This window comes from Pseudonocardia tropica (assembly GCF_040105315.1).
Lineage (GTDB): Bacteria > Actinomycetota > Actinomycetes > Mycobacteriales > Pseudonocardiaceae > Pseudonocardia > Pseudonocardia alni.
The window spans coordinates 81,330-104,339 of record NZ_JBEDNP010000010.1; the positions used below are offsets into that span (position 1 = coordinate 81,330).

The window sequence follows — 23,010 nt, forward strand, 5'->3', positions numbered from 1 at the left end:
TCGGCTCCAGCCCCGACCAGGCCGCAATGCGCATCGCCGCAGCTCATGATCGCCAGCAGCTGATCAGGTTGACAACGGCGCGTTGTGAGCTGATCGAACCGGTTGATCAGGTGCGTACCGCGATAAGGCTCTTGGGAATCCCGCCGAAGCGCTCGATCTTCACGGCGCCCCCGGGAAACAGATGTCGCATCTCGGTGAGCGAGATCAATTCGACGTCGAGCGAGGCGTCGATTCCGTCGGCCCGGCTCGTCGCCCGACTGTGGACCAGCGGCCACGTCTGGGACAGGCGGGCGCGGGCTGCGAGGGGCAGGAACTGGAATCCTGGAAAGATCCAGTGCGGCTCGACCGGGAAGTACCGGTACGGAGTCTGAACCCAGTACCGGTCCGCGGCCGACCGGATGACCTCAGCGAGCTGGCGCCGTCGGTAGGGGCCCCCCACGTGTTCGATCAGTGAGTTGGAGAAGACCAGGTCGAACCGGCGGTTTGCGATCTCCGAAGGCGGCTGGCACGCATCGCCGTGCACCACCTCGATCCCCTCCAGGTCAGGCCTCTCGTCGTCGCGAAGATTCAGCTCACCGGGGAACAGGTTCAGCACGGTCACCGACCGCGGCCGGACTGGAGCGCGCTGCCAGGTTGACGGAGTTCCACCGAGGTCGAGGACAGAGAGATCGGAGACGTCACCGAGCGCGTCGCGGAACAACTCCCATCGGCGGGCCCTGGCCCTCCCGCCGAGTGAACTCGGCCCTTCGACGACAAGGCTTCGCAGCTTCATGTCCGGATCGTAGCGTCACCCCAACGCGATGATCGTCGCCAGTTGCGACGATCATCGCGGCGAAAGTCGTCCGCAGCGAAACGGCCGTGGTCGGTGAGACGAGATGTGTAGGTAGGGAGAGGAGAGCGATGAGGCTGCGAACCGAAGGTGTGTCCACTCGGACGGTGGGCGACGAGACCATCGTCCTGGATTTGGAGACGTCGCGGTACCTGACGGTCACCGGGGTCGGGGTCCGGTTAATCGAACTGCTGTCCGACGGCCGGGATGTGCCGGTGGACGAACTGGTGACGACCGTGACCGACGAGTACGAGGTCGACGGCGCGACGGCGCGACGCGACATCGAGGGGTTCGGCGAGCGGCTGGCCTCGGTCGGCCTGCTCGCCACGTGAGCGTGTCGTCCGGGATCCCAACCGGGTTACCCCAGCTGAGTGCGATGGAGATCGCGGCCGGGTGGCTGCCCGGCTACGGCGAGATCCCGGACCCCGACCCGTCGCCCTCTCACCCGGTCGAGGTCCTTCGCGACATCATCCGGGCCGCGTTGCAGTCCACACCGTGCGTCGTCGCGTTCTCCGGAGGGCGCGACTCGTCGGTCATCCTCGCGCTGGCCGCCGAGATCGCTCGTCGGGAGCAGCTGGCGCCGCCGGTGGCGATGACCTTCCGGCACGACGGCGACGACGACGCCGACGAGAGTGGGTTCCAGGAGGCGGTGGTCGGCCACCTCGCTCGCTCGGGTCTCCCCGTCGAGTGGCAGCGGGTCGTGATCGGCGACGAGTTCGACCTGATCGGGCCGCTGATGCGCCCCGTCCTGCTCGCCCACGGGGCGCCGGTCTGGCCCGCCTCGCTCGGCCCGACGATCGAGCTGGCCCGGCGGGCCGCCGGCGGGGCCGTGCTCACCGGGGAGTTCGGCGATGAGATCACCGGACCGCAGCGGATGACGGTGCTCCGGGGCGTCGTGCGGCGTCGTGGGCGCGGGCTGGCGCTACGCGACTGGTCGAACGTGGCCGCCGAGGCCACGCCGCGGCTGCTGTCCGGCTGGCACGAGCCCCGTGGCACCGTGGACCTGGACTGGCTGACCCCGGACGCGCGGGCCGAGTCGCGGCGGCGGACTAGAGCCGACGTCCGACGTCTGCCCCTACGGTGGGACCGGTCTGTCCGGACGTGGATGGCCCGGCGCGCCGCAGCCGTCGGCCACAGGACGACGGATCTCACCGCCCGCGCGCACGGGTGCCTGCTCGTGCAGCCACTCGGCGAGCCGGCTTTCGTGGACGCCTTCGCCGCGTTCGGCGGGGCGTTCGGGCTCCGGAGCCGCAGTTCCGCCGTCGAGCTGCTGTCGGCAGGTCTACTGCCCGCCGAGGTGGTTCGGCGCCGGTCGAAGGCAGTATTCAACACCTCCCGTTTCGGCCCGCTGACCCAGGAGTTCGTGGCGACCTGGGACGGCTCGGGAGTCGACCGGGCCCTCGTCGACGTTGACGTACTGAGGCGCCGCTGGCGGGCCCGCGAGTTCCACGCGCAGTCGGCGTTGCTGCTCCAACAGGCGTGGCTGGCCGGTACGAGGAAGGAGGTCGCGTGATGCGTCGGCTGGGATGGTGGGCGCGGTGCGCCGTGGAGCTGGTCGTCCAGCTGCAGGTGCTCGCGAGGATCGAGTGGCTGGTGCGCCGGCGCGGGCTGCCGCACGCCTGCCGGGCCCTGGGCATCGAGCTCCGTCTCGACGGCGCCGCCGGGCACGAGCCCGCGTTGATCCGGCGGCGCTACACGGCGGTGGTCCGCGCAGCCCGGGTCGCGACCGGCGGTTGGCCGTTCGGCGACACCTGCCTGCGTCGCGCGATGTTGCTCGGCAGCAGGATGCGTGCCGAGCATCCGGTACTGAGGATCGGGATCCGCCCGGATGGGGCGGGCACCCTCGCGCACGCCTGGATCGAGATCGACGGTCGCACTCTCGACCCGACCGCGCCGGACTTCGGGCCGATGCTCGAGCTGGACGGTGAGCGCGCATGACCGGGACCGCTCATCGCTACGCGGGTCACGGACTCGTGGTCGAGTCGGATCTGGAACTCGCGCTGCAGAGGATCGAGCCGGGCGCCGGCCGCGCCGACATCCGGTTGACCATCGTTCCGGCCGCCCCGGTGCCCGACACGGCGCCGCAGGATGCCGTCATGGCCGAGCTGCGCGACGACAACGGCGCGCTCCGCTTCGCCGTCTCCCGTGACGACGCTCGGATAGCCCTGCGGTATCCGGGCCTGTGCGAGTTCGTCGGCGATCCGCTATTGCGGGAGATCACAGTACGCCCTGACCCCGGTGCCGACCCCGGGCTGCTCGCGGTCCTCGGTAGCGGGGCGTTGATCGCCATGCATCTGACCCTCAACGGGGCACTCGTCCTGCACGCCAGTTGTGTCGAGGTCGGCGGTGAGGCGGTCGCCTTCGTGGGCTCCTCAGGGATGGGGAAGTCGACGCTCGCGGCGATGCTGTGCGGCGCGGGCCACGCTTTCGTCTCCGACGACGTGCTGCGCACCACCCTCGGTCCGGCCGGCAGTCGGGTCCTGGTGCACGCGGGCGGCGTGGAGGGGCGGCTGCGGGACAAGGCACGCTCTATCGCGGCGACGGTCGACGGGGCGACCACGGCCGAGACCGCCGACGGCAGGCTCGCTCTGCGCGCCACGCTGACCGCGGCGTCGACACTCCCGCTGCGCGCCTGCGTCGTGCCACGCCCGACCCCGGACGCCGAGAAGGTGAAGGTGACCCGACTCGGCCCCGCGGCGGCGATGCGCAGGCTGCTGCAGTTCCCCCGGATCGTCGGATGGACCGATCCCACGATCCTGCGCGACCAGTTCCAGCACGCAGCGGACCTGGCAGAACGGGTGCCCGTCTACGAGGCCGTCGTCCCCTGGGGCCCGCCGTTCGACGGAGAGTCCACCTCGCGGCAGCTCCTCGGACAGCTCAGCTGAGGTCGCGCAGGTAGGTCTCGGCCTGCATTCCGTAGAGTTCCGCGTAGAGCCCGGCCCGGCGCACGAGTTCGTCGTGGGTCCCGGAGTCGATCACCTCGCCCCTGGCCAGCACATAGATCCGGTCGGCCAAGCGTACGCTGGACAGCCTGTGTGAGATGAGCAGCGCGGCCTTGCCGTCGAGCATCTGGCGCACGTCGGCGAAGAGCTCGCTCTCGGCTCTCGGGTCAAGAGCGGCAGTGGGTTCGTCGAGCACGACCAGGTCCCGGTCCCGGAACAGACAGCGGGCGATGGCCACCCGCTGCCACTGCCCGCCGCTGAGATCGACCCCTTCGTCCAGCTCGCGGCCCAGCATGGTGTCGGCGCCGTCGTCGAGACCGACGACGACCTCGTCGGCCCCGGAGTCGGCCAGCACCGTCGAGACGTCCGAACGGTCGCGATCGGGATCACTGATGGTGATGTTGTCCCGGACCGTCATCTGGTAGCGCACGAAGTCCTGCAACGTCACGCTGACCGACGCCCGGATTGCCTCTCCGTCGATGACCTCCCCGTCCCAGGTGGTGCGGCCCTCGTCGGGCTCGTACAGCCCTGCGATGATCTTTGCCAGGGTCGTCTTTCCCGAACCGTTCTCGCCGACCAGCGCGACGATCTCGCCGCGACGGATCGCCAGGGTGACTCCGTGCAGCGCGGGCGTCGACTGCTCGGGATAGCGGAAGGTCACCTGGTCGACGACGAACTCCGAGCGCAGCGGTCGCGCGGGCGGGGCCTCCTCGACCTCCGGCGGGGCCAGGGCACGGAAGCGTTCGAGGTCCTGCAGGAACGGTGCCGACTCCTGGAGGTTCCCGAGGCTGGCGAAGAACCCGCTCAGTTGCGCGCTGAGCAGCCGTACGGCGATGGCGGCCGCCCCCGCCTCGGCCAACGAGATCTGTCCGGTGTTGAGCAGGAGGACGATGATCAGGAACGCCCCGGCCAGGGTGATCCCGACGGCGAGCGTTGTGAGCACGGCGTAAGCCTGCCGCTTCCGCACCTGCCTCCGCAGCAGGCCTAAATACCGGTCGTTGGCGGCGTCGTGCTCGCGACTCAGTGGGAGCGTGGTGGTGAACGACCGTGCCTCTGCGGCGAACGGTCGTTGGCTCAGCAGTCGCCGCAGGTACGCGCGGCGCCGGAAGTCGCCGATCGCCCGGGACGCGAACGTGAACTCGGCCCTGCTGGCTAGTCGGGACAGCAGGACCGCCGGGAACCCGGCGACCAGCAGCACGGGGAGCAGGATCGGGGCGATCGCGAGGATCGCGATCGCCATCGTCACGACGCCGAGCAGATTGCCGGACATACCGAGCAGCGCGGTCGCCACCATGAACGGACGGCTCACAGCGTTCTGCTCGACCCGCTCGAGCTGCGTGGAGAATCCCACCGACTCGTAGTTGATCATCCGGACCCGGGTGGTCACCGCGAGTATGTCGGTCCAGGTCGCCTGGGACAGGCGCTCGCCGAGCAGCCGCTGCTGTTGGGACTGCAGGATCGTCATCGATCCCGAGACCGCAGTCGCCGCGGCGAGGGCGAGCAGCCCGACGGTCAGGTCGGTGGCGTTGCGTTCGGGGGCGACGATCGCCTCCAGCGCGAGTTGCGCGGCCCCGACCACCGCTAGCGCGGCCACGGCGCCGACCACCTGAAGGGAGGCCGCCACAGCCGTCCCTCCCGGGTCTACAGCGACCACCCGCCTGGCCGCCGCGGCGACCGGTCGGACGGACCGTCGGAGCTGAGAGAGCCTGCGCACAGCGGCAGATCGTACGGCCGGTGACGTGGCGGTCCACCGACTATCGGTCATCACATTCGATGAGCTGACACCGAGCCGCTAACACCGGCCCTCGATGGTGCGACGTATGGATCGCCGGGAGGTCCCCGGCGTCCACCTCGAAAGGCACTAGAGATGAAGAAGACGTACGAGGCTCCCGAGGTCGTCGAGATGGGTTCCGTGATCGAGCTGACCCTGGGCGGAAAGCAGGCCGGCCTCCTGGACGGTCAGTACCCGGCCGGTACGCCGTCCACCGTGGGACTCTTCTCCTGAGTCCGGAACTTGTCGACAGCGTGTCGCCGGATCGACTCCCGGTCTGGCGACACGCTGTTGCCATGTCAGACTGAGAATGCGGGGCTCGCTGCCATCACTAGATGCAGCCCGTTCGTTCGAACGCCGCAGAGTCGCTAGAGTAATTGGACACTGTCGTCGACCTGCTCGAACGGATGACGAAGTCGCCAGTCATCGGGGGATGAGGCAAGAGATGGATCTCGTAAGCGCACTCAAGGTCACGTTGCGGCGATGGAAGATCGCCGCAACCGTCCTCGTCGTGACGACCCTGGCAGCCGTGGCGGCCTTCTTCACGGCCGACACTGTGTACTCCGCCGAGAACTATGTCGTGGTCGTGCCCAACTCGGTCACCGACCTACCGAATCTCGGTGAGGGCGGCCAGGTCTCACAGGTCGACCAGGCGCAGCGCAGTGCCCTGGTCAGTGCGGGCGGCGCGCGACTCATCTCGAACCTCCTGGTGACCAGCCTGAACAGCGCCGAGCGGCAAGCCCAGCTCGGTGTGAGCCCGGAGGCGTCTTACCAGGCCTCGGCCGATCCGCAGCTGCCGGTGGTGACGATCGCGGCGTCGGGTACCGACGAGACCGCCGTCGCGACGTTGCTCGGCCGGGTCATCGACGGGTCCGACGGTGCCCTCGCAAACCTGCAGGCCCAGGCCGGCATCCCGCAGTCCACCGCGTACCGGGCACCCCGGTTCGCGCCGGACCCGATCGTCACGTCCGCGACGCCGGACCGTAACCGCGTGGTCGGCGCCATCCTGGTGGCCGGGATCGCCCTCGCTGTGCTCTTGGCGGTCGCGCTGGACGGGCCGCTGACCCGTCGTGAGCGCGCGCGGCAGGGGGCCGGTGCGGACGACGGTGACGGTGCGCAGGACGGGGCCCAGGGGGTCGACGGTGCTCGCGAACCGCAGCCGGTCCAGCCACAGCCGGTGAGCAGGCCCCAGCCCACCCCGCAGCCCGTCTCTCGGCCGCAGCCGACCAGTCGGACTCCCGGCGCCCGGCCCACGCCCGGTCTGGACGCCAGGACGGAGCGGCTGCCGGGGCCCGCGCGATCTGTGAACGCGGACCGGTGACCTCGGAGTTCGAGACGGTGGCACCTTCCACTACCGGCGACGCCCCCCGCCGGCCGGCCGCGACCTTCTGCGCCTTCATGGTCATCGCTTCGCTGGTCTTGCCCGCAAACCTGGTCCTCGGCGGGCCGCTCCGATCACTCGGCAGCGCCAGCCGGGTGCTGGGTCTCCTCGCACTCATCCTGGTGCTCGTGGTCTTCGTCCAGCAGAACGCCGCTCGGTCGATGTGGGGCACTCGGGTGCCCGGCTCCCGTGTGGTTCCGGCAGTTCTCATCGTCTACACACTGACGATGCTCGCGCTCCACGGGGCGGGGGAGCGCCGCCTGATGAGTTCGGCCGAGGCGGACGGCGGCACCCGCTTCCTGATCGGCACCCTCGCGATGCTGGGAGTCGGGCTCGCCGTGGCCCTGTTCGTCTCGACGCGACGGGACCTGCACACCGTGATGCGGGCCGTCACGTTCGGTGCCGCGTTCTCCGCGCTGGTCGGCATCATCCAGTCTCGGACGACGCTCGATCTCGCGGCGATACTGCGCCTTCCGGGGCTGGCCCTGAGCACCACCGTGTCCACCGAGCTGCGGAACGACCTCACCCGGGTCATCGGGAGTGCCGCCCATCCCATCGAGTTCAGCGTGATCATGGGGGCCGCCGTGCCCGTGGCGTTGTGGCTGACGACCTACAGCGCGACCACAGCCCGTCGCCAGGCGGCCGGGGTGGCGGTGGCCCTGTTGCTGATCGCGGTGCCGTTCGGCATCTCCCGGTCCGGGATCCTGGGGCTTCTGGTCGCGCTCGGCTGCTACGCGATGGTGTGGAGCTGGCGACAGCGGCTCACTGCCCTCGCCTGTGCTCTCGGGGGACTCATCGTCTACCGCTTCGTGCAGCCCGGGATCCTGGGCACACTCTTCGGCCTGTTCACCAACGCCTCGACCGACAACAGCGTCCTCGCACGGCAGCAGGATTACCCGCGCGTCGACGCCATGATGGAGGGGCGCGAACTGTTCGGCATCGGACCCGGGACCTTTCAGCCCGACGTCTACTTCATTCTGGACAACCAGTTCCTGGGCAGTTATGTCGAGGGTGGCGTGGTCGGGGTGGTGGCGTTCGCATCGGTCCCGACCGTGGGCCTCGTCGTCGCCCATCTCGCCCGGCGCCGGGCCACGGACCGCGCGACGCGCGACGCCGCCCAGGCGGTCTTCGCCGCGATCGCCGGGACGACTGTCTGCGGGTTCACCTTCGACCTGCTCGCGTTCCAGCAGGTGGCCTTCCTGCTGTTCGTCTACGTCGGTCTGGCCTCCGCGATCCTCGTGGTGGCCGCCACCGGCGTGGCCACGCCCGAGAAGACCGAGACGGGTGTGGCTGCCCGATGAGCACCGCACCGCTGGTGAGCGTCATCGTCCCGGCACACGACGAGGAGTTCGGCCTGCGGCACACGCTGGAGTCCCTGCTGGCCGACGCCGCGCCTGACGAGATCGACGTCGTGGTCGTGCCGAACGCCTGCACGGACCGCACCGCCGCGATCGCCCGCTCGTTCCCGCAGGTCCGGGTCGTGGAGACGTACGTCGCGGGCAAGGTGCACGCGATCGGTCTCGGCTACGACCTGTGCCGCACCTTCCCCCGGCTCGTGCTCGACGCCGACGTGCGGCTGTCCACCCACTCGGTGCGGTCCATGGCGGCCCGGTTGGACGTCGGAGACGGTGTCCTCGCCGTCGCGCCTCGGATCGAGTGGGACTACAGCGCCTGCGGCCCCCTGGCGACCCGCGCCCACCGTGCCCACGACGCGCTGATGGCCGACCGCCGGGTGTTGTCCGGGGTCGGCGCGTACCTCCTCGGCGAGCAGGCGTGCCTGCGCGTGTTCCCGCTCCCCGACGTCGTCGCCGACGACGAGTACGTGCACCGCAGTTTCGCACCGTACGAACGGCGGACGGTGCCCGAGGCCGTGTCGACGACCCGTCCGGCACCCACCTTCGCCTCCCTGGTGCGCCGCCGGGCACGCGCACGGTTCGGGAACCGGCAGCTCGGCCCCAGGACTGGTAGTGGACCGACCGCCCCCGTTCCACCTCTCTCCGCGGCCGACCTGGTGCGCGGTGTCCGCACCTGCCGCATCCGCCCGCTCGACGGTGCGGCGTTCCTGGCCGCGGTGACTGCCGAGCGGATCCTGGCGAGGTACTGGCAGGCACGCGGCGGCGCGTCGTGGTCGAGCGACCGCGCAGCACACAGAACCGAGGAGCACGTGTGAGGACCCGCGAGAAACGCCCACGTCACCTCACGGCCGCCGGCTCCGACCGGATGTCGAGGGGCGGACAGGTCGCAGTCGTCTGTGTCATGCACAACTCCGGCGGCGTCGTGGACGGCCTGCTGGATTCCGTCCCGGCCACCATCGGTGACCGGACGGTCGAGATCCACGCTGTCGACAGCGGCTCGTCCGACGGGACCGTCGAGCGCCTGCGCCTCGATCCGCGCGGCATCCGGACCCACGTCATGGACGGGAACCGGGGGTTCGCCGCCGGAATCAACCACGCGGTCAGGGCGCTTGCCGAGCGTGACGTCCCGCCGGCCTCGGTGGTCATCGTCAACCCGGACGTGCGGTTCGGACCCGGCACCGCTGAGCGTCTCGTCGGAGAGCTGTACCGGGACCCGCGCGTCGGGATCGTGGCGCCCAGGCTGCTCACCGCGGACGGGGAGCTGCAGCTGTCGCTGCGGCACCGGCCGGGCGTCGCGGCCACCTGGTCGGAGGCCGTGTGCGGCGGACCGCTGGCCCACCGTCTCGGGCTGCCGACCGAGGTGATCCGGGACCGCTCCGTCTACGAGTCGGTGGCCGATGTCGGCTGGGCGACCGGGGGGTTCCTCGCGGTCTCCTGGGACTGTCTGAGCGCGGTCGGCGAGTGGGACGAGTCGTACTTCCTCTATGAGGAGGAGGTCGACTTCTGCCTGCGGGCGGGCGACCGTGGCTACGCGGTCCGGTACCTGCCGGACGCGGTGGCGATCCGGCTCGTCGACGCCTCTGTCTCGCCGTGGATCCGTGGCCTCATGCGGACCAACCGGGTACGGCACGTGCGCAACCGCGAGGGCCGCTGGCCTGCCGCGTCGGTACGGGCGGGCCTGCTCGCCGGTGACCTGCTGCGGGTGTGCCGTGGCCGGGCCGACGCCAGGGCGGGCGCGTGGACCCTCGCGCGCGGTGCGGACGTGGACGGCGTGCTGCGCCGGTACCGGCCCGATTCCGCGGCGAGCCTCCCCGCCGGACCCGCCGTCCCCGGATCATCGGGGAGCCGGGCCGACGCCGAGGTCGAGGCGGCTGTGCGGGCCTTCGCGACCGGAGGATCGAGCCGCACCGACGATGTGCCTGCCCTGCTCGACGCCGCCCGTCGGCACGGGGTGCTCGGCGTGATCTGCGACGTCGTCGCCGGCGGCGAGGCCGGTGCCCGGGTGCGCCGCGAACACACCGCCCGGGCCCTGCAGCAGCAGCACTCGCTGCACCTGCTCGGCCGGAAACTGGACGAGGCAGGTGTGGATTGGCTGGTGCTCAAGGGCCCGGTGCTGTCCGAGATCGTCTACCGGCGGCCGGGGGTGCGCGAGTACGCCGACCTCGACGTCCTGGTCCGCCCCGCGGACTTCGAGCGTGCCGTGGATGTGCTGGTCGCGGCGGGATCGACGTTGGTGGACGGCAACTGGCCGATGATCCGCCGCCAGCAGCGCGGTGAGCTGTCCCTGATCGGACCGGGCGGCGTCGTGGTCGACCTGCACTGGCACGTGATCAACGACCCGCAGGTGCGTTCGGAGCTGGCGCTGGACACCGGGGAACTGTTCGGGAACGCGCGGACCGTGCGCATCGGGGGCGCACAGGTCAGAACGCTGGACGAGGTCGACACCGTGGTGCATACCGCGGTGCACGCCTGGAAGTCCGGTGGCGACCGGCTCCGGTGGTTGCTCGACGTGCAGCAGGCTGCGCTCCGGGTCGACGACGGGGCCGCGGTGCGTGAGCGGGCCCGAGCCCTCGGCGTAGAGCTCCCGGTGTCGCTGATGCTGCGGCGGGCGGCCGCGATCGGACCGTCCGTGGCGCGCGCCATCGGCACCGGAGCGGTGACCGGGGCCTGGCTGGCGCTGGACCGCGCGCTCACTCCGCTACCCACGAGGGGGCATGCGCGACCCGGTGGGGCCATCGTCCTACGGGCGGCCCGCGACACCGGCCGAATCCGCACGCTGGTCCGGACCGCACGGGCGGGAATCCGGCACCGAGCCGGCCACGCGGAGACCACCGACAGCAAGGCGGACCTGCACCGGTCGGTCGAGCACGCAATGGACCGGGCGGCCTACCACGAGGCGGTGCGCGCGCACGGCACGAGTGGCGGCGCCAGAGCGCCGCACGTGCTGGTGATCGTCGAGAACCTCTCCGTTCCGTTCGACCGCCGGGTCTGGCAGCAGTCCAGCACGCTGGTCCGCAGCGGCTACCGGGTGACGGTCATCTGCCCGATGGGCGCCCGCCGGGACACCGAGCCGGAGGTGACGATCGACGGTGTCCGGATCCTGCGGTACCCGTTGCGCGCCGCGACCGGCGGACCGACCGGCTACCTGCGCGAGTACGGGGCGGCGTTGTGGCACAGCGCTCGCCTGGCCCGGAAGGTCGGGCACGTCGACGTCGTGCACGCCTGCAACCCGCCCGACCTGCTGCTGCTCGTGGGCCTGCCGTTCAAGCTCTTGTCCCGGGCGAAGCTGGTGTTCGACCATCACGACTTGGTTCCGGAGCTGTTCGAGTCCCGGTTCGGCTCCCGATCCGGACTGTTCTACCGGGCCGCGGTGCTGCTGGAACGGGCGACCTTCGCCGTCGCCGACGGCGTCATCTCCACCAACGAGAGCTATCGGGAGGTGGCGATCGACCGGGGTCACAAGCGTCCGGAGCGGGTGCGGGTCGTGCGCAGCGCACCCGACCTGTCCCGCTTCGTGCCCGTCGAGCCCGACCCCGGGCTGCGTCGTGGGCGCCGCCACCTGCTCACCTACCTCGGGGTCATGGGACCTCAGGATGGCGTGGACTACGCCCTGCGTGCGATCGGGCACCTGCGCGACGACCTCGGCTGCACCGACGTGCACGTGATCATGATGGGCGCTGGTGACGCCCTCGACGACATGGTGCGGCTGCGGGACCAGCTGGGGCTGGCCGGCATGGTCGAGTTCCCCGGCCGGGTCAGCGATGAGTTCCTGCGCACCTGCCTGTCCACCGCCGACGTGTGTCTGGCGCCCGACCCGCTCAACCCACTGAACGACGTCTCGACGATGAACAAGATCGTCGAGTACATGGCCATGAGCCGGCCGATCGTATCGTTCGATCTCAAGGAGGCGCGGGTGTCAGCGGGCGACGCGGCCGACTACGCGGAGCCCAACGACGAGCGGGAGTTCGCGGGCCTGATCCGCGATCTGCTGGCCGACCCCGAGCGACGCAGACGGATGGGCGATGCCGGGCGGCGCCGCGTGGAGGACCGGCTGTCCTGGGAACGGTCCGAGAAGGAGTTGCTCGGCTTCTACCGCGCGATTACCGGTGGTGGCCCCACCCACCGGACCGGGCCGTGGTCGACGGAGTGACGCGGGACCGCACCCGGGTCCTGCTCACCTTCGCCTTCGAGACCCTCGACGACGTCCGTCGCCGGGAGTTCTGCCGGCCTCCCGACCAGCTGCTGCTCCAGGTCATCGCCGACGGCCGGACGGAGTCGGTGACCGTGGCCGACCCGTGGCGCTCGCGCATCGCCGACGTCGCCCGCGGACGCTGGTCGCGAACCGAGCGCCGCGTCGTCATCGGTGGGAGCCCGCTCACCCACGTCCGGCCGTTGCGGCTCCGGCGGACCGATCCGACCGACCTGGCCTCGGTGCGGGACCAGTACCAGCGGTACGGGCGCCTGCTCCGTCGACGGTGCACTCCGCAGGACGTGCTGGTCACCGCCAACCCATTCGTCGCCGCGTGGGCGGCACCGATGCTCGGCATTCGCTGCTTCTACTACGCGCGCGACGACTGGGCCGGTCACACCTTCTTCCGGCGCTGGTGGCCGGTGCTCGACGCCGCACAGGGCGAGGTCGGTGCCGGCACGGCCGAGATCGTCGCGGTCAGTGAGACGCTGGGGCACAGGCTCCGGCCCGACGGCCCGGTGACGGTGCTGCCGAACGGCGTCGCCGGGCACGTGTGGCGGAAGCGGCTCGGATGGCCGACCCGGCTCGGCCCCCATCCGGGGGTCTACGCCCTCTACTCGGGCAGCATCGGCCCGCGGCTGGACACCGAACTGCTCGCGCGGGTGGTCGGCCACCCCGCGCTCGACGCCGTCCTGATCGCCGGACCGGTCGAGAGCCCCGCGTTGCGCACGAAGCTCGCCGCCCTGCCCCGGGTGCGGGTGCTGGGCGACCTCGACCAGGCGACCCTGGCCGCGGTGACGTTCAACGCGGCCGTCGGCGTCGTGCCGCACGTCGTGAACCGTCAGACCACCGCGTCGTCCCCGCTGAAGGTCTTCGAGTATCTGGCCGCGGGGCTGCCCGTTGTAACGACCGACCTGCAGTCGATCGAGGACCTGGGTGAGCGCGTACAGCCGTGTGGCGGTCCGGCCGAATGGGTCTCCGCGTTACACCGGGCGATCGACGCCGGGGCGGCGTCCGAGGCCGAACGGTCGGAGACCCTCGCGGAGCTCGACTGGACGAAGCGGCTCCGCCCGCTGGTCGACGCCGTCGTCCAGCCCGTACCCCGTCCGCTGTCCGAACCGCGATGAAGAAGGGCTCCCCACATGGATATTGCCGTACTCGGACTGGGCTACGTCGGATGTGTCTCCGCCGCCTGCTTCGCGAAGCGGGGACATCGGGTGACCGGTGTCGACACCCAGACCGCGAAGGTCGAGATGATCAACGGTGGACGGGCGACGATCGTCGAGGAGGGGATCGGTGAGCTCGTCGCCGACGTCGTCGGGTCGGGCAGGCTCCGGGCGACGACCTCCCTGGCCGACGCGGTCGAGCAGGCGACGGTCTTCATCGTCTGCGTCGGAACGCCCTCAGCGGCGAACGGCAGCTTGTCGACGGTCGCACTGGAGCGGGTCTCCGAGCAGCTCGGTGAGCTGATCCGGGACAAGGACGAGCGGGTGACGGTCGTCTTCCGCAGCACGATGCTGCCCGGCACCTGTGCCGGGTTGCTGATCCCTATCCTGGAGAAGACCTCCGGAAAGTCTGCGGGCGTCGATTTCGGGGTGGCAGTGAACCCGGAGTTCCTCCGTGAGGGGTCGAGCATCCAGGACTTCGAGAACCCGCCCAAGACAGTGATCGGTGAGTACGACCCGGCCTCCGGCGAACCGCTGCTCGAGCTGTACGAGGGCCTGCCCGCCGAGGTGTTCCGGGTGTCCATCCCGACCGCGGAGATGACCAAGTACGTCGACAACTCGTTCCACGCGTTGAAGGTCGGTTTCGCCAACGAGATCGGCGCGGTGTGCCGGGCCCTCGATGTCGACACCGACGCGGTCACCGAGGTGTTCCTCTCTGACACCCGGCTGAACATCTCCCGTGCCTACCTCCGGCCCGGTTTCGCGTTCGGCGGGTCATGCCTGCCGAAGGACCTGCGCGGGATCGTCTACGCCGCGCAGCGCGCCGACGTGACCGTGCCGCTATTGAGCAGCGTCCTGCCCTCCAACGAGCATCACCTCAAGCGTGCGGTGGACGAGGTGCTGCGCATCGGTGTCCGCCAGGTCGGTCTGCTCGGGCTGGCGTTCAAGTCCGGTACCGACGACCTGCGCGAGAGCCCCCTGGTGGAGCTTGCCGAGCGGTTGATCGGCAAGGGTTACGACCTGTCGATCTACGACCGGGACGTGGTCCTGTCCCAGCTGCTCGGCACCAACCGGGAGTTCGTCGAGGCTCGAGTCCCGCACATCGGCAAGCTCCTCGCCGAGTCCGCCGACGAGATCGTCGCCGACCGCCGGGTAATCCTGCTCGGTACTGGTGAGGAGTCGGTGGTGAACGCGCTGCAGAAGGCAGGCCCCGACACACGGATCATCGACGTCATCGGGTTGCGGGACGAGCGCATCGCCGGCCGGCCCGGGTACGTGAGTCTCGTATGACCCGCCGGGGTCCGGCGTCGGCCGCGCGATGGCTGACTGTGGTGTTGGTCGTGGCTGTCGGTGTCGCACTGGCCGGATGCACCCCGGGCCTACCCGACACGGCCCACGGCGCCGATCGGATCGACACGTCTCCGAGCCCGATTCCGGGAGGTTCCCGGTCGGAGGCCCACCGTAGCCGCGACTCGTTCCCGTCCGCCGCCGACACCGGCCCGGATGGACCGCTCGCTCCCTACGACGGCCCACTCGTCGTCCGCACCGACGGTACGGTCATCGAGAACGTCGAGATCGTCGCGCCACAGGTGCTCGTCGCGGCGAACGACGTGACATTCCGCAATGTGCGTTTCGTCTATTCGGGCGAGATCGACGCCGAGTACGCAATGGTGGCGGTCGATCCGCGAGTTCGGGGAACCACGTTCGAGGACTGCGAGATCGACGGCAGGAACGGCACTGCTCGGGCGATTTCCGGCGCTGGCGGTGTCACGGTGAAGTCGTGCAACATCCACGATGTGGGGAACGGCGTCGAGGTGCAGTCGGACCTCACCGTCGAGGACAGTTGGATTCACAACATCAGGACCCGGGCGGGCACCGAATGGCACGCGGACGGAATTCAGACGCGTGATCACGACGTCCAGAACGTCCGGATCGTGAATAATACCATCCTGCTCGACGGTGATGAGACCGCCGCCGTGAACATCATGGTCAAGAGCGGGCGGCCCAAGAACATCGTCGTATCCGACAACTTGGTGGGCGGTGGTAGCTACACGCTGTCCGTCGACGCGGCTGAACCCGCCGACGGGTTCGCGGTCCAGTCGAACTACTTCACGACCGAGTCGTTCCCGAACGTCGGTCGATGGGGTGCCTGGTATCCGCGAGGGCGCAATATCGAGGCTGGCGGAAACCGGGTGCTTGAGACAGCGGCCGAACTCGAGCCTGCGCGGTAGGCGATGGCGGATTCATGATGGCGAGACGCTCCAGTCGGCTCGGGCCAGCGGTGGTCGAGGGTCGGTATGTTCACATCGATGCACTCCGCGCAGTCGCGGTCATGCTGGTCGTCGTGGCTCACAGCGGATTCGGGCACATCGTTCCAGGGGGCAGCGGTGTCACGATCTTCTTTGCGATCTCCGGGTTCATCATCACGAATCTGCAGATCCGGGAGCTCGAGCGAACGGGTGGATTCCGGATCGGGTCTTTCTATCAGCGACGTTTGTTCAAGATCGCCCCGCCGTTCGTCGTGGTGGTTCTGATCCCCTCGCTGATCTATGCGATGTTCGTTCCACTCGATCTCCGGGTTCTGTTGGGTCAGACGTTCTTCTTCTACAACTGGCAGCGGGTCAACGGCGCGGGGGAGTTCCTTCCGGGTTCTAATGTCGTGTGGAGCCTCGCCATCGAGGAGCAGTTCTACATCGTCTTCGCGCTGCTCTGGTGCTCGATGGTGGCGTTCCGATGGCGGAGTGCCATGATGTGGACCACAACCGCGGGTGCGGTGCTGCTATCGCTGGGATGGAAGTTCGTCCTACATTTCCAGGGTGCGGAGGCCGACCGCATCTACTACGGTACCGACACCCGACTCGACGGCATCGCAATCGGAGTGCTGGCCGCCCTCGCGTATGGGTACTGGTCTGACGGGGGTCGGAGAGCGGACGGTCTGCGACGATTCGTCTCCGGAGCGGCTGCGCTGCCGATCGCCGCAGTCGTATATCTTCTCACTCTGGTGGTCCGGTTCGATTGGTTCCGCGACACCATCAGATACCCCATGCAGGCTGTGGCCACCTGTCTAGTCATACTATTCGGATTGTTGGCGGTGGACGGGCGATTCGTCGGTCTGTTGCGTGCGGTCTCCGGCTACCGAGCCGTTCAGGTCGTGGGACTCGCGAGCTACAGCATCTACCTACTGCATGCTCCGGTAATCTTCGTGATCCGGGAGTGGATGACGGGCTTGTCGACGTACGCGGTCGCACTCGTCGCGATTCCGGCGGGTACGCTCTCGGGTGTGGTCCTGTGGCGCCTGATCGAGCTTCCGCTGGATCCGCTACGCAAGCGGATCGGTAGACCGAAATCGGGATCCGCATTCTCTGAGGTGACCGGCGAGGTGCGGCGTGAGTAGTACGACCGGAAATGAACCTAGTGGGCACCCCGAGGAATCGATGGGACATGACGTGAGTCTTCGCGACAGGCGCCTCAACGGATACGAGGGCGCGCGACCGGACGTGCAGCAGCTTGTCCCGCCAACGGCCTCGCACGTTCTCGAACTCGGCTGTTCGTCGGGGCGCCTCGGAGAGGCGCTCAAACTCCGCCAGTCCGTCTCCGTCGTGGGCGTCGAGATGGACGAGACCTACGCGGCGGACGCGGTCGGCCGGATCGACCATGTCGTCAACGCCTCCGCTGAGGAGTTCGTCGCCGACCCGCCGCCCACTGCGCGTGACTTCGACTGTCTGATCGCAGCTGACGTGCTGGAACACCTCGTCGACCCGTGGACCGTTCTGCGGAGCACGGTCGGGCTGCTCGCTCCCGGCGCCACCGTGGTGATCAGCGTGCCGAACATCCTCTACTGGCCGCAGTTCCGCCGGCTCCTGTTCGGGCACCGGTTCCCGCGCGACGACGCGGGGATCTTCGACCGCACGCACCTCCGGTGGTTCACCAAGAAGGATGCCGAGGAGCTTGCTCAGAGCGCCGGCCTGCGTGTCGAGCGGATCGTCCCGAGCTACTGGGCGCGCGGGCCGCGACTGCTGCTGCGGCGCACCCTGGCCAAGACGCCCGTGCGTTCGTTCATGGCGGCGCAGTACCTGGTGGTCGCGACGGTACCGGTCGGTGACGCCGGCGCAGTTCCCGACGACGTGGTGTGACCGGTCCGATGCTCGGCGCCGGGGGGACGAACCGACCCGCGTCCGACGGCACCGGCCGCCGGGCGGTGTCGTTCGCCGCCGCTGCGGGGCTCGGGGCCCAGGCGGTGACGATCGGTGGGGGGCTCGTCGCCCAGGTCATCGTCGCCCGACACCTCGGTACCGCCGACTTCGGTGTCTACTCGATCGCGACGACGCTCACCTACCTGTTCGCCGTCGTGCTGCGCTTCGGCCTGCACGGGCTGGCGGTCCGCTCGGTCGCACAGGCCGCTGCCTCGGGACCCGGGACCGAAGGCGCCGTCGCCCGTCACCTCGCGGTTCTCAGCGGTCGGATCGCGCTGGTGGGGCTCCCGCTGCTCGGCCTGGCCGTCATCCCACTGGCCGGCTCGCTCCTGCTCTCCGGGCGGCTGGACGGCGAGACGATCTGGGTTCTGTCCGCGACGATCAGTCTCGAAGCGGTCCGGTTCGTCTGCTCCGAGTGCTTCCGCGGTCTGCACCGGCAGGGAATGGCGGCCGCGTTCGGCAACGCCGGGCGGACGCTGGCGTTCGTCGCACTCGTCGCCGCCGTCGTCCTGGTCGGCGACGAGTCCGGTCTCGATGTGGTGCTTATGGTCGCTCTCGTGGCCTCTGCGGTGTCGGCGGTCGTGGCTGCGACGGCGCTCCGGCGCGTCCTCCGTTGCACGACGCCTGCCGGTGTCGTGGCGGAGCCGACCGCACGGGGGACCCTCAGGCAGGGTTCCCCGTTCCTCGCCGCCGAGCTGTGTGCCTTCACCATCGCCCTGGGTGACGTCCTGGTCGTCGGCTACTTCGCGTCGGATGTCGACGTCGCGCTGTACGCGGCCGCATCACGGGCTGCGTCGATGCTGGCGATCCCGGCGACGATCCTGGTCGGACTGCTGTCTCCGTTGATCGCCTCGATGTGGGCGCGGGGGGAGAGGGTCGCTCTCCAGCGGCTGTTGAGCCGCATGGTCACGATCTCCGGCGGGGTGGGCCTCGTCGGTCTGCTCGGCGTCGTGCTGCTCGGTGGCTGGGTCCTGTCCACCCTCTTCGGTCCCGATTTCGCCGCCGGCTCGACCGTTCTCACGGTGTTGGCGCTCGGGGCGACCGCCAACGTCTTCTTCGGGCAGGGGTTCCAGCTCCTCATCCTGTGCGGGCGTGCCCGTACGGCCACGTCGATCATGGTCACCTTCTCCGCCATGACGATCGCCGCGGAGATCGTCGCCGCTGCGCGGTGGGGCATCCTGGGGGTCGCCGCAGCGTCCGCGGCCGGGGTCGCCCTGCAGCAGTTCTGCCTCACCATCATCGCCAAACGGACGATCGGTATCGGGGCCTACCCGTTCGCGGGCGTCCGGAACAGATATCTCGGAGAGGTGTCATGACGCGTCGAGGGATTCCCGCGCCCGAATGGTGGTTGAACAAGGGCAGGAATGTCGCCGGGCTGATTCTCACGCTTGGAATCAGGCGCGGATTCCGGAGTTTCGGGAGTGGAAGTCGGATCACCCCGCCCCTGCGTCTCTGGGGCGCTTCGGGTATCTCGGTGGGGAGTGCGACGATCATCGGCGACAACTGCTGGCTGAACTGCGTGCCGGCGGCGGGTGGCGCTCGCGAGTCACGGATCGTGATCGGCGACGGGGTATGGATGTCCGGCTTCTGCACGATCGCCTCGGCGGCGCACGTGGAGATCGGAGACCACACGATCCTCGCACGCGGAGTGCTGATCACAGACCATGCTCACGCCCGGGGACCGGGCGGCCGGGTGCAGCGCGCCTCGACCGAAGGACGCCCGGTGTCGATCGGAGCAGGCGTGTGGATCGGGCAGGGGGCCTGCGTCATGCCCGGTGTGCGGATCGGCGACGGCGCGATCGTCGGAGCCAACAGCGTTGTCACCAGGGACGTTCCGCCCGGGACGGTCGTCGTGGGGAGCCCGGCCCGCCCGGTGTCGTCGCGCCGGCCCGCGGCCGGAGCCGCCTCAGACGGTGGGAGTCCCGCTGTGTCAGACCAGTGAACGGATCGGGCGGGCGGGTACCCCGCCGTAGAGCGTGTCCGGATCGCAGTCGCGGTTGACGACGGCGCCCGCGGCGACGACCGCGCCGTCCCCCACGGTCACCCCCGGCAGGATGATCGTGCCGGAACCGATCCACACCCCGTCCCCGATGCGGATCGGGGCGGTCGTGACGGCACCGGCCCGTCGCGTCGAGGGACCGGTCCGGTGACTCGAGGTGATGAACTGGACCCGGAGGCCGATCGCGCACTCCGCGCCGACCGTGATGTCGGCCGAGGTGTCGAAGAAGCACTCGGTGTTGACGAAGGTGTACTTCCCGATGCTCAGCCGGACCCCCGAGATCCGGACCCCTGCGGACACCCCGCAGCGCTCGGTGCGCACGCCGAACGCGCGTAGGACGAGCCAGCGCAGGGGAGTCGGGACGAGGACCGATCCGGCCACCGTGCTGAGCGTGAAGCGGCACCAGACCTGGCGCAGGTAGGCCTGGATGTGCCATGGCACGCGGGAGAGGCTGCCGCGGGCGGCGACGCGTGGGTCGGTCGGACGGGCCTCGTCGGCGCCGCGGGTGTCGACGTGTCCGCCGCTCACGCCTCGGCCCCGGCCGAGTGACGTGCCGCGACCTCGACGACGTACTCGCCGTATCCCGATCCCGACTGCTCCTCGCCGAGCCTGCGGCACTGCTCGGCGTCGATGAAGCTCATCCGCAGCGCGACCTCCTCGATGCACGCGATGCGGACGCCTTGGCGGTTCTCCAGTGTCCGCACGTACTGGCCAGCGTCGATGAGCGACTCGTGGGTACCGGTGTCGAGCCAGGCGAACCCCCGGCCGAGGTCCTGTAAGGCCGCGCGGCCCTTGTCCAGGTAGGTCCGGTTGATGTCGGTGATCTCTAGCTCCCCACGCGCCGAGGGCGTGATGTTCGCGGCGATGTCGACTACCTGCTCGTCGTACAGGTAGAGCCCGGTGATGGCTCGGTCCGAACGGGGCCTCTCGGGCTTCTCCTCGATGCTGATCAGTCGCCCGTCGGCGTCGGCCTCGCCGACGCCGTAGCGCTCCGGATCCCGGACCGGGTAGCCGAACAGGACGCAACCGGTCTCGCCGGAGGAGATCCGTCGGACCGAGCGGCGCAGGGTCGACCCGAAGGACGGACCGTGGAAGATGTTGTCGCCGAGCACCAGGGCCGACGGGCCGCCGCGGACGTGGTCGGCCCCGATGATGAATGCCTCGGCCAGACCGTTGGGGCGCGGCTGCTCGGCGTAGCTGATCTCCAGACCGAGATGGGAGCCGTCACCGAGGAGCCGCTGGAAGCCGGGGAGGTCCGTGGGAGTTGAGATCAGCAGGATCTCGTGCACACCGGCCAGCATGAGTGTGGTCAGTGGGTAATAGATCATCGGCTTGTCGTAGACCGGCAGCAACTGTTTCGACACGGCTCTGGTGACAGGGGAGAGGCGGCTGCCGGTGCCGCCGGCGAGGACGATCCCCTTGGTCACGACGGGTTCCTCCGTGGTTGGTGATTCGATGTCTACAACCCACCCGGCACAACGTTGGCGAGTAGGTATCCCCAGACACGATCGGGTGCTCGACTGTGGAAAGCTAGCATTCTCGATCCCCCTTCGCGGGGGCCTCCACAAAACTGACGAGGTGGCCATGCGACTGGTCGTGACCGGCGGCGCCGGGTTCATCGGCTCGCACTTCGTACGAGCGGCGGTCCGCGATGAGCATCCGGCGTTCGCCGGGGCGGAGATCGTCGTGCTCGATGCGTTCACCTATGCCGGGCGAGAGGAGAATCTCGCCGAGGTCCGTGGCTCCTACCGCCTGCGGGTCGAGCGGGGTGACATCCGCGACCCCGGCAGAGTCGCCGAGGTGCTCGCCGGTGCGGACCTGGTGGTGCACTTCGCCGCGGAGACCCACGTGGACCGGTCGATCACCGGCGCCGCGGACTTCGTGACGACCAACGTCGTCGGCACCCAGATGCTGCTGCAGGCCGCCCTCGACGGCGGGGTGGGCCGGTTCGTGCACGTCTCCACCGACGAGGTGTACGGCTCCATCGACTCCGGGTCCTGGCCCGAGGAGCACCCGCTGGAGCCCAACTCGCCGTACTCGGCGGCGAAGGCGGGCTCGGACCTGCTGGCGCGCAGCTACCACCGCACGCACGGCCTCGACGTCGTCGTGACCCGCTGCTCGAACAACTACGGGCCGTACCAGTTCCCGGAGAAGCTGATCCCGCTGTTCGTCACCAACCTGCTCGACGGGAAGAAGGTGCCGCTCTACGGCGACGGCCTGAACGTGCGGGACTGGCTGCACGTCGATGACCACTGCCACGGCATCGCCCTGGCAGCGGCGAAGGGCCGGGCGGGGGAGATCTACAATATCGGTGGAGGTACGGAGCTGGCGAATCGCGATCTCACGGCGCGACTCCTCGAAGCGGTCGGCGTCGGCGACGACATGATCGAGCGAGTACCGGACCGGAAGGGTCACGATCGCCGCTACTCGGTGGACTGGTCCAAGATCCGCGACGAGCTGGGCTACGAACCGCGCCACTCGTTCGAGGACGGCCTGGCAGAGACCGTCGCGTGGTACCGCGACAACCGAGCATGGTGGGAGCCGTCGAAGAACGGGCTCGGCGCGTGAAGGCCACCGAACTCGCGATCGCCGGCGCATGGCTGTTCGAGCCGTCGGTCTTCCCTGATGCCCGCGGATCGTTCACAGCCCCGTTCCAAGGGCCGGCCTTCCGGGAGGCACTCGGGTTCGACCTGGCGATCGTGCAGACGAATCAGTCCGTATCGAGCCGTGGGGTCATTCGCGGCGTGCACTACGCGGACGTACCGCCGAGCCAGGCGAAGTACCTGTATGTCGCGGCCGGCGCTGTCCGTGACGTCATCGTCGACATCAGGGTCGGATCACCGACGTTCGGGCGGCACGAAGCCGTCGAACTCGATGGCGAGTCGATGCGGGCCGTCTACATCTCCGAGGGGCTCGGGCACGCGTTCCAGGCGCTGACCGACGATACCGTCGTCGGGTACCTGTGCTCGGCGTCGTACAACCCGTCCGGTGAGCACGGGATCAGCCCGGTCGATCCGGACCTGGCGCTGCCGTGGGCGGACGGGATCGAACCGGTGCTGTCCGAGAAGGACCGGGACGCGCCGACGCTGGAGCAGGCGCGGGCCGCCGGTGCACTCCCGACGTGGGAGGCGTGTCAGGACTGGTACGCACGTCTGTGTTCCTAGCCCGATACGGCTGGAGGGGTT

General features: G+C 69.6%; 22 protein-coding genes. 18 read left to right on the forward strand and 4 right to left on the reverse strand.

What is annotated here, in order from left to right; all coding sequences use genetic code 11:
• Window positions 1-106: 106 nt before the first annotated feature.
• Window positions 107-772 carry a class I SAM-dependent methyltransferase gene (locus WHI96_RS17660; protein ID WP_345644376.1) on the reverse strand — a complete coding sequence of 222 codons (666 nt, stop codon included), beginning with the start codon at window positions 770-772 and terminating at the stop codon, window positions 107-109.
• Window positions 773-936: 164 nt separating this feature from the next.
• Here WHI96_RS17660 and WHI96_RS17665 point away from each other — a divergent pair, with 164 nt between their 5' ends.
• The 4 genes from WHI96_RS17665 to WHI96_RS17680 are packed head-to-tail and all read left to right on the forward strand — an operon-like array spanning window position 937 to window position 3,714.
• Complete coding sequence (locus WHI96_RS17665) at window positions 937-1,161, forward strand: PqqD family protein (protein WP_345644374.1); 225 nt, start codon at window positions 937-939, stop codon at window positions 1,159-1,161.
• A gap of 44 nt (window positions 1,162-1,205) precedes the next feature.
• Window positions 1,206-2,342, forward strand: a complete 1,137-nt coding sequence (locus WHI96_RS17670) for an asparagine synthase-related protein (RefSeq protein ID WP_345644371.1) — start codon at window positions 1,206-1,208, stop codon at window positions 2,340-2,342.
• A complete protein-coding gene (locus tag WHI96_RS17675) occupies window positions 2,342-2,767 on the forward strand; it encodes a lasso peptide biosynthesis B2 protein (RefSeq protein WP_345644596.1) in 426 nt (141 codons plus the stop codon). The genes WHI96_RS17670 and WHI96_RS17675 overlap by 1 nt, the downstream gene beginning before the upstream one ends.
• Entirely contained in the window at window positions 2,764-3,714 is a 951-nt protein-coding gene (locus WHI96_RS17680; protein WP_345644369.1) for a hypothetical protein, read from the forward strand. The genes WHI96_RS17675 and WHI96_RS17680 overlap by 4 nt, the downstream gene beginning before the upstream one ends.
• On the opposite strand, the gene WHI96_RS17685 is transcribed toward WHI96_RS17680, so the two are convergent.
• Window positions 3,707-5,395 carry an ABC transporter ATP-binding protein gene (locus tag WHI96_RS17685; protein ID WP_345644366.1) on the reverse strand — a complete coding sequence of 563 codons (1,689 nt, stop codon included), beginning with the start codon at window positions 5,393-5,395 and terminating at the stop codon, window positions 3,707-3,709. The two genes, WHI96_RS17680 and WHI96_RS17685, sit on opposite strands and share 8 nt — an antisense overlap.
• A 243-nt stretch (window positions 5,396-5,638) precedes the next feature.
• Between WHI96_RS17685 and WHI96_RS17690 the strand changes: the two genes are divergently transcribed.
• The 12 genes from WHI96_RS17690 to WHI96_RS17745 all read left to right on the forward strand — a co-directional run bounded on the left by WHI96_RS17690 (window position 5,639) and on the right by WHI96_RS17745 (window position 19,768).
• The gene (locus WHI96_RS17690; protein ID WP_345644363.1) at window positions 5,639-5,776 is read left to right on the forward strand and encodes a lasso RiPP family leader peptide-containing protein; all 138 of its coding nucleotides are present in this window, start codon (window positions 5,639-5,641) and stop codon (window positions 5,774-5,776) included.
• A gap of 211 nt (window positions 5,777-5,987) precedes the next feature.
• Complete coding sequence (locus WHI96_RS17695; RefSeq protein ID WP_349302411.1) at window positions 5,988-6,863, forward strand: YveK family protein; 876 nt, start codon at window positions 5,988-5,990, stop codon at window positions 6,861-6,863.
• Entirely contained in the window at window positions 6,860-8,224 is a 1,365-nt protein-coding gene (locus WHI96_RS17700; RefSeq protein WP_345644357.1) for an O-antigen ligase family protein, read from the forward strand. Before WHI96_RS17695 ends, WHI96_RS17700 begins: the two co-directional genes overlap by 4 nt.
• Window positions 8,221-9,093 (forward strand): glycosyltransferase family 2 protein, encoded by an 873-nt coding sequence (locus WHI96_RS17705; RefSeq protein ID WP_345644354.1) that lies wholly within the window; start codon window positions 8,221-8,223, stop codon window positions 9,091-9,093. Before WHI96_RS17700 ends, WHI96_RS17705 begins: the two co-directional genes overlap by 4 nt.
• A gap of 86 nt (window positions 9,094-9,179) precedes the next feature.
• Entirely contained in the window at window positions 9,180-12,428 is a 3,249-nt protein-coding gene (locus WHI96_RS17710) for a nucleotidyltransferase family protein (RefSeq protein WP_345644351.1), read from the forward strand.
• Entirely contained in the window at window positions 12,413-13,594 is a 1,182-nt protein-coding gene (locus WHI96_RS17715; RefSeq protein WP_345644348.1) for a glycosyltransferase, read from the forward strand. The genes WHI96_RS17710 and WHI96_RS17715 overlap by 16 nt, the downstream gene beginning before the upstream one ends.
• Before the next feature lie 15 nt (window positions 13,595-13,609).
• Window positions 13,610-14,923, forward strand: coding sequence for a nucleotide sugar dehydrogenase (locus WHI96_RS17720; RefSeq protein ID WP_345644347.1), 1,314 nt, complete (start codon window positions 13,610-13,612; stop codon window positions 14,921-14,923).
• Between the two features lie 50 nt (window positions 14,924-14,973).
• Entirely contained in the window at window positions 14,974-15,864 is an 891-nt protein-coding gene (locus tag WHI96_RS17725; RefSeq protein WP_345644345.1) for a right-handed parallel beta-helix repeat-containing protein, read from the forward strand.
• Window positions 15,865-15,881: 17 nt separating this feature from the next.
• Window positions 15,882-17,027, forward strand: coding sequence for an acyltransferase family protein (locus WHI96_RS17730; protein WP_349302417.1), 1,146 nt, complete (start codon window positions 15,882-15,884; stop codon window positions 17,025-17,027).
• 52 nt (window positions 17,028-17,079) lie between these two features.
• Complete coding sequence (locus WHI96_RS17735) at window positions 17,080-17,766, forward strand: class I SAM-dependent methyltransferase (RefSeq protein WP_345644341.1); 687 nt, start codon at window positions 17,080-17,082, stop codon at window positions 17,764-17,766.
• A complete protein-coding gene (locus WHI96_RS17740; protein ID WP_345644339.1) occupies window positions 17,763-19,142 on the forward strand; it encodes a lipopolysaccharide biosynthesis protein in 1,380 nt (459 codons plus the stop codon). Before WHI96_RS17735 ends, WHI96_RS17740 begins: the two co-directional genes overlap by 4 nt.
• Complete coding sequence (locus tag WHI96_RS17745) at window positions 19,139-19,768, forward strand: acyltransferase (RefSeq protein ID WP_345644336.1); 630 nt, start codon at window positions 19,139-19,141, stop codon at window positions 19,766-19,768. Before WHI96_RS17740 ends, WHI96_RS17745 begins: the two co-directional genes overlap by 4 nt.
• On the opposite strand, the gene WHI96_RS17750 is transcribed toward WHI96_RS17745, so the two are convergent.
• Together WHI96_RS17750 and rfbA are read right to left on the reverse strand one after the other, a co-directional pair.
• Window positions 19,757-20,353, reverse strand: coding sequence for an acyltransferase (locus WHI96_RS17750; RefSeq protein ID WP_345644333.1), 597 nt, complete (start codon window positions 20,351-20,353; stop codon window positions 19,757-19,759). The genes WHI96_RS17745 and WHI96_RS17750 overlap by 12 nt on opposite strands.
• The gene (gene rfbA / locus WHI96_RS17755) at window positions 20,350-21,252 is read right to left on the reverse strand and encodes a glucose-1-phosphate thymidylyltransferase RfbA (protein WP_345644330.1); all 903 of its coding nucleotides are present in this window, start codon (window positions 21,250-21,252) and stop codon (window positions 20,350-20,352) included. Before rfbA ends, WHI96_RS17750 begins: the two co-directional genes overlap by 4 nt.
• A gap of 157 nt (window positions 21,253-21,409) precedes the next feature.
• Here rfbA and rfbB point away from each other — a divergent pair, with 157 nt between their 5' ends.
• Both rfbB and WHI96_RS17765 read left to right on the forward strand, forming a co-directional pair.
• Window positions 21,410-22,393 carry a dTDP-glucose 4,6-dehydratase gene (rfbB, locus tag WHI96_RS17760; protein WP_345644327.1) on the forward strand — a complete coding sequence of 328 codons (984 nt, stop codon included), beginning with the start codon at window positions 21,410-21,412 and terminating at the stop codon, window positions 22,391-22,393.
• Window positions 22,390-22,989, forward strand: coding sequence for a dTDP-4-dehydrorhamnose 3,5-epimerase family protein (locus tag WHI96_RS17765; protein ID WP_345644325.1), 600 nt, complete (start codon window positions 22,390-22,392; stop codon window positions 22,987-22,989). The genes rfbB and WHI96_RS17765 overlap by 4 nt, the downstream gene beginning before the upstream one ends.
• Window positions 22,990-23,010 lie beyond the last annotated feature (21 nt).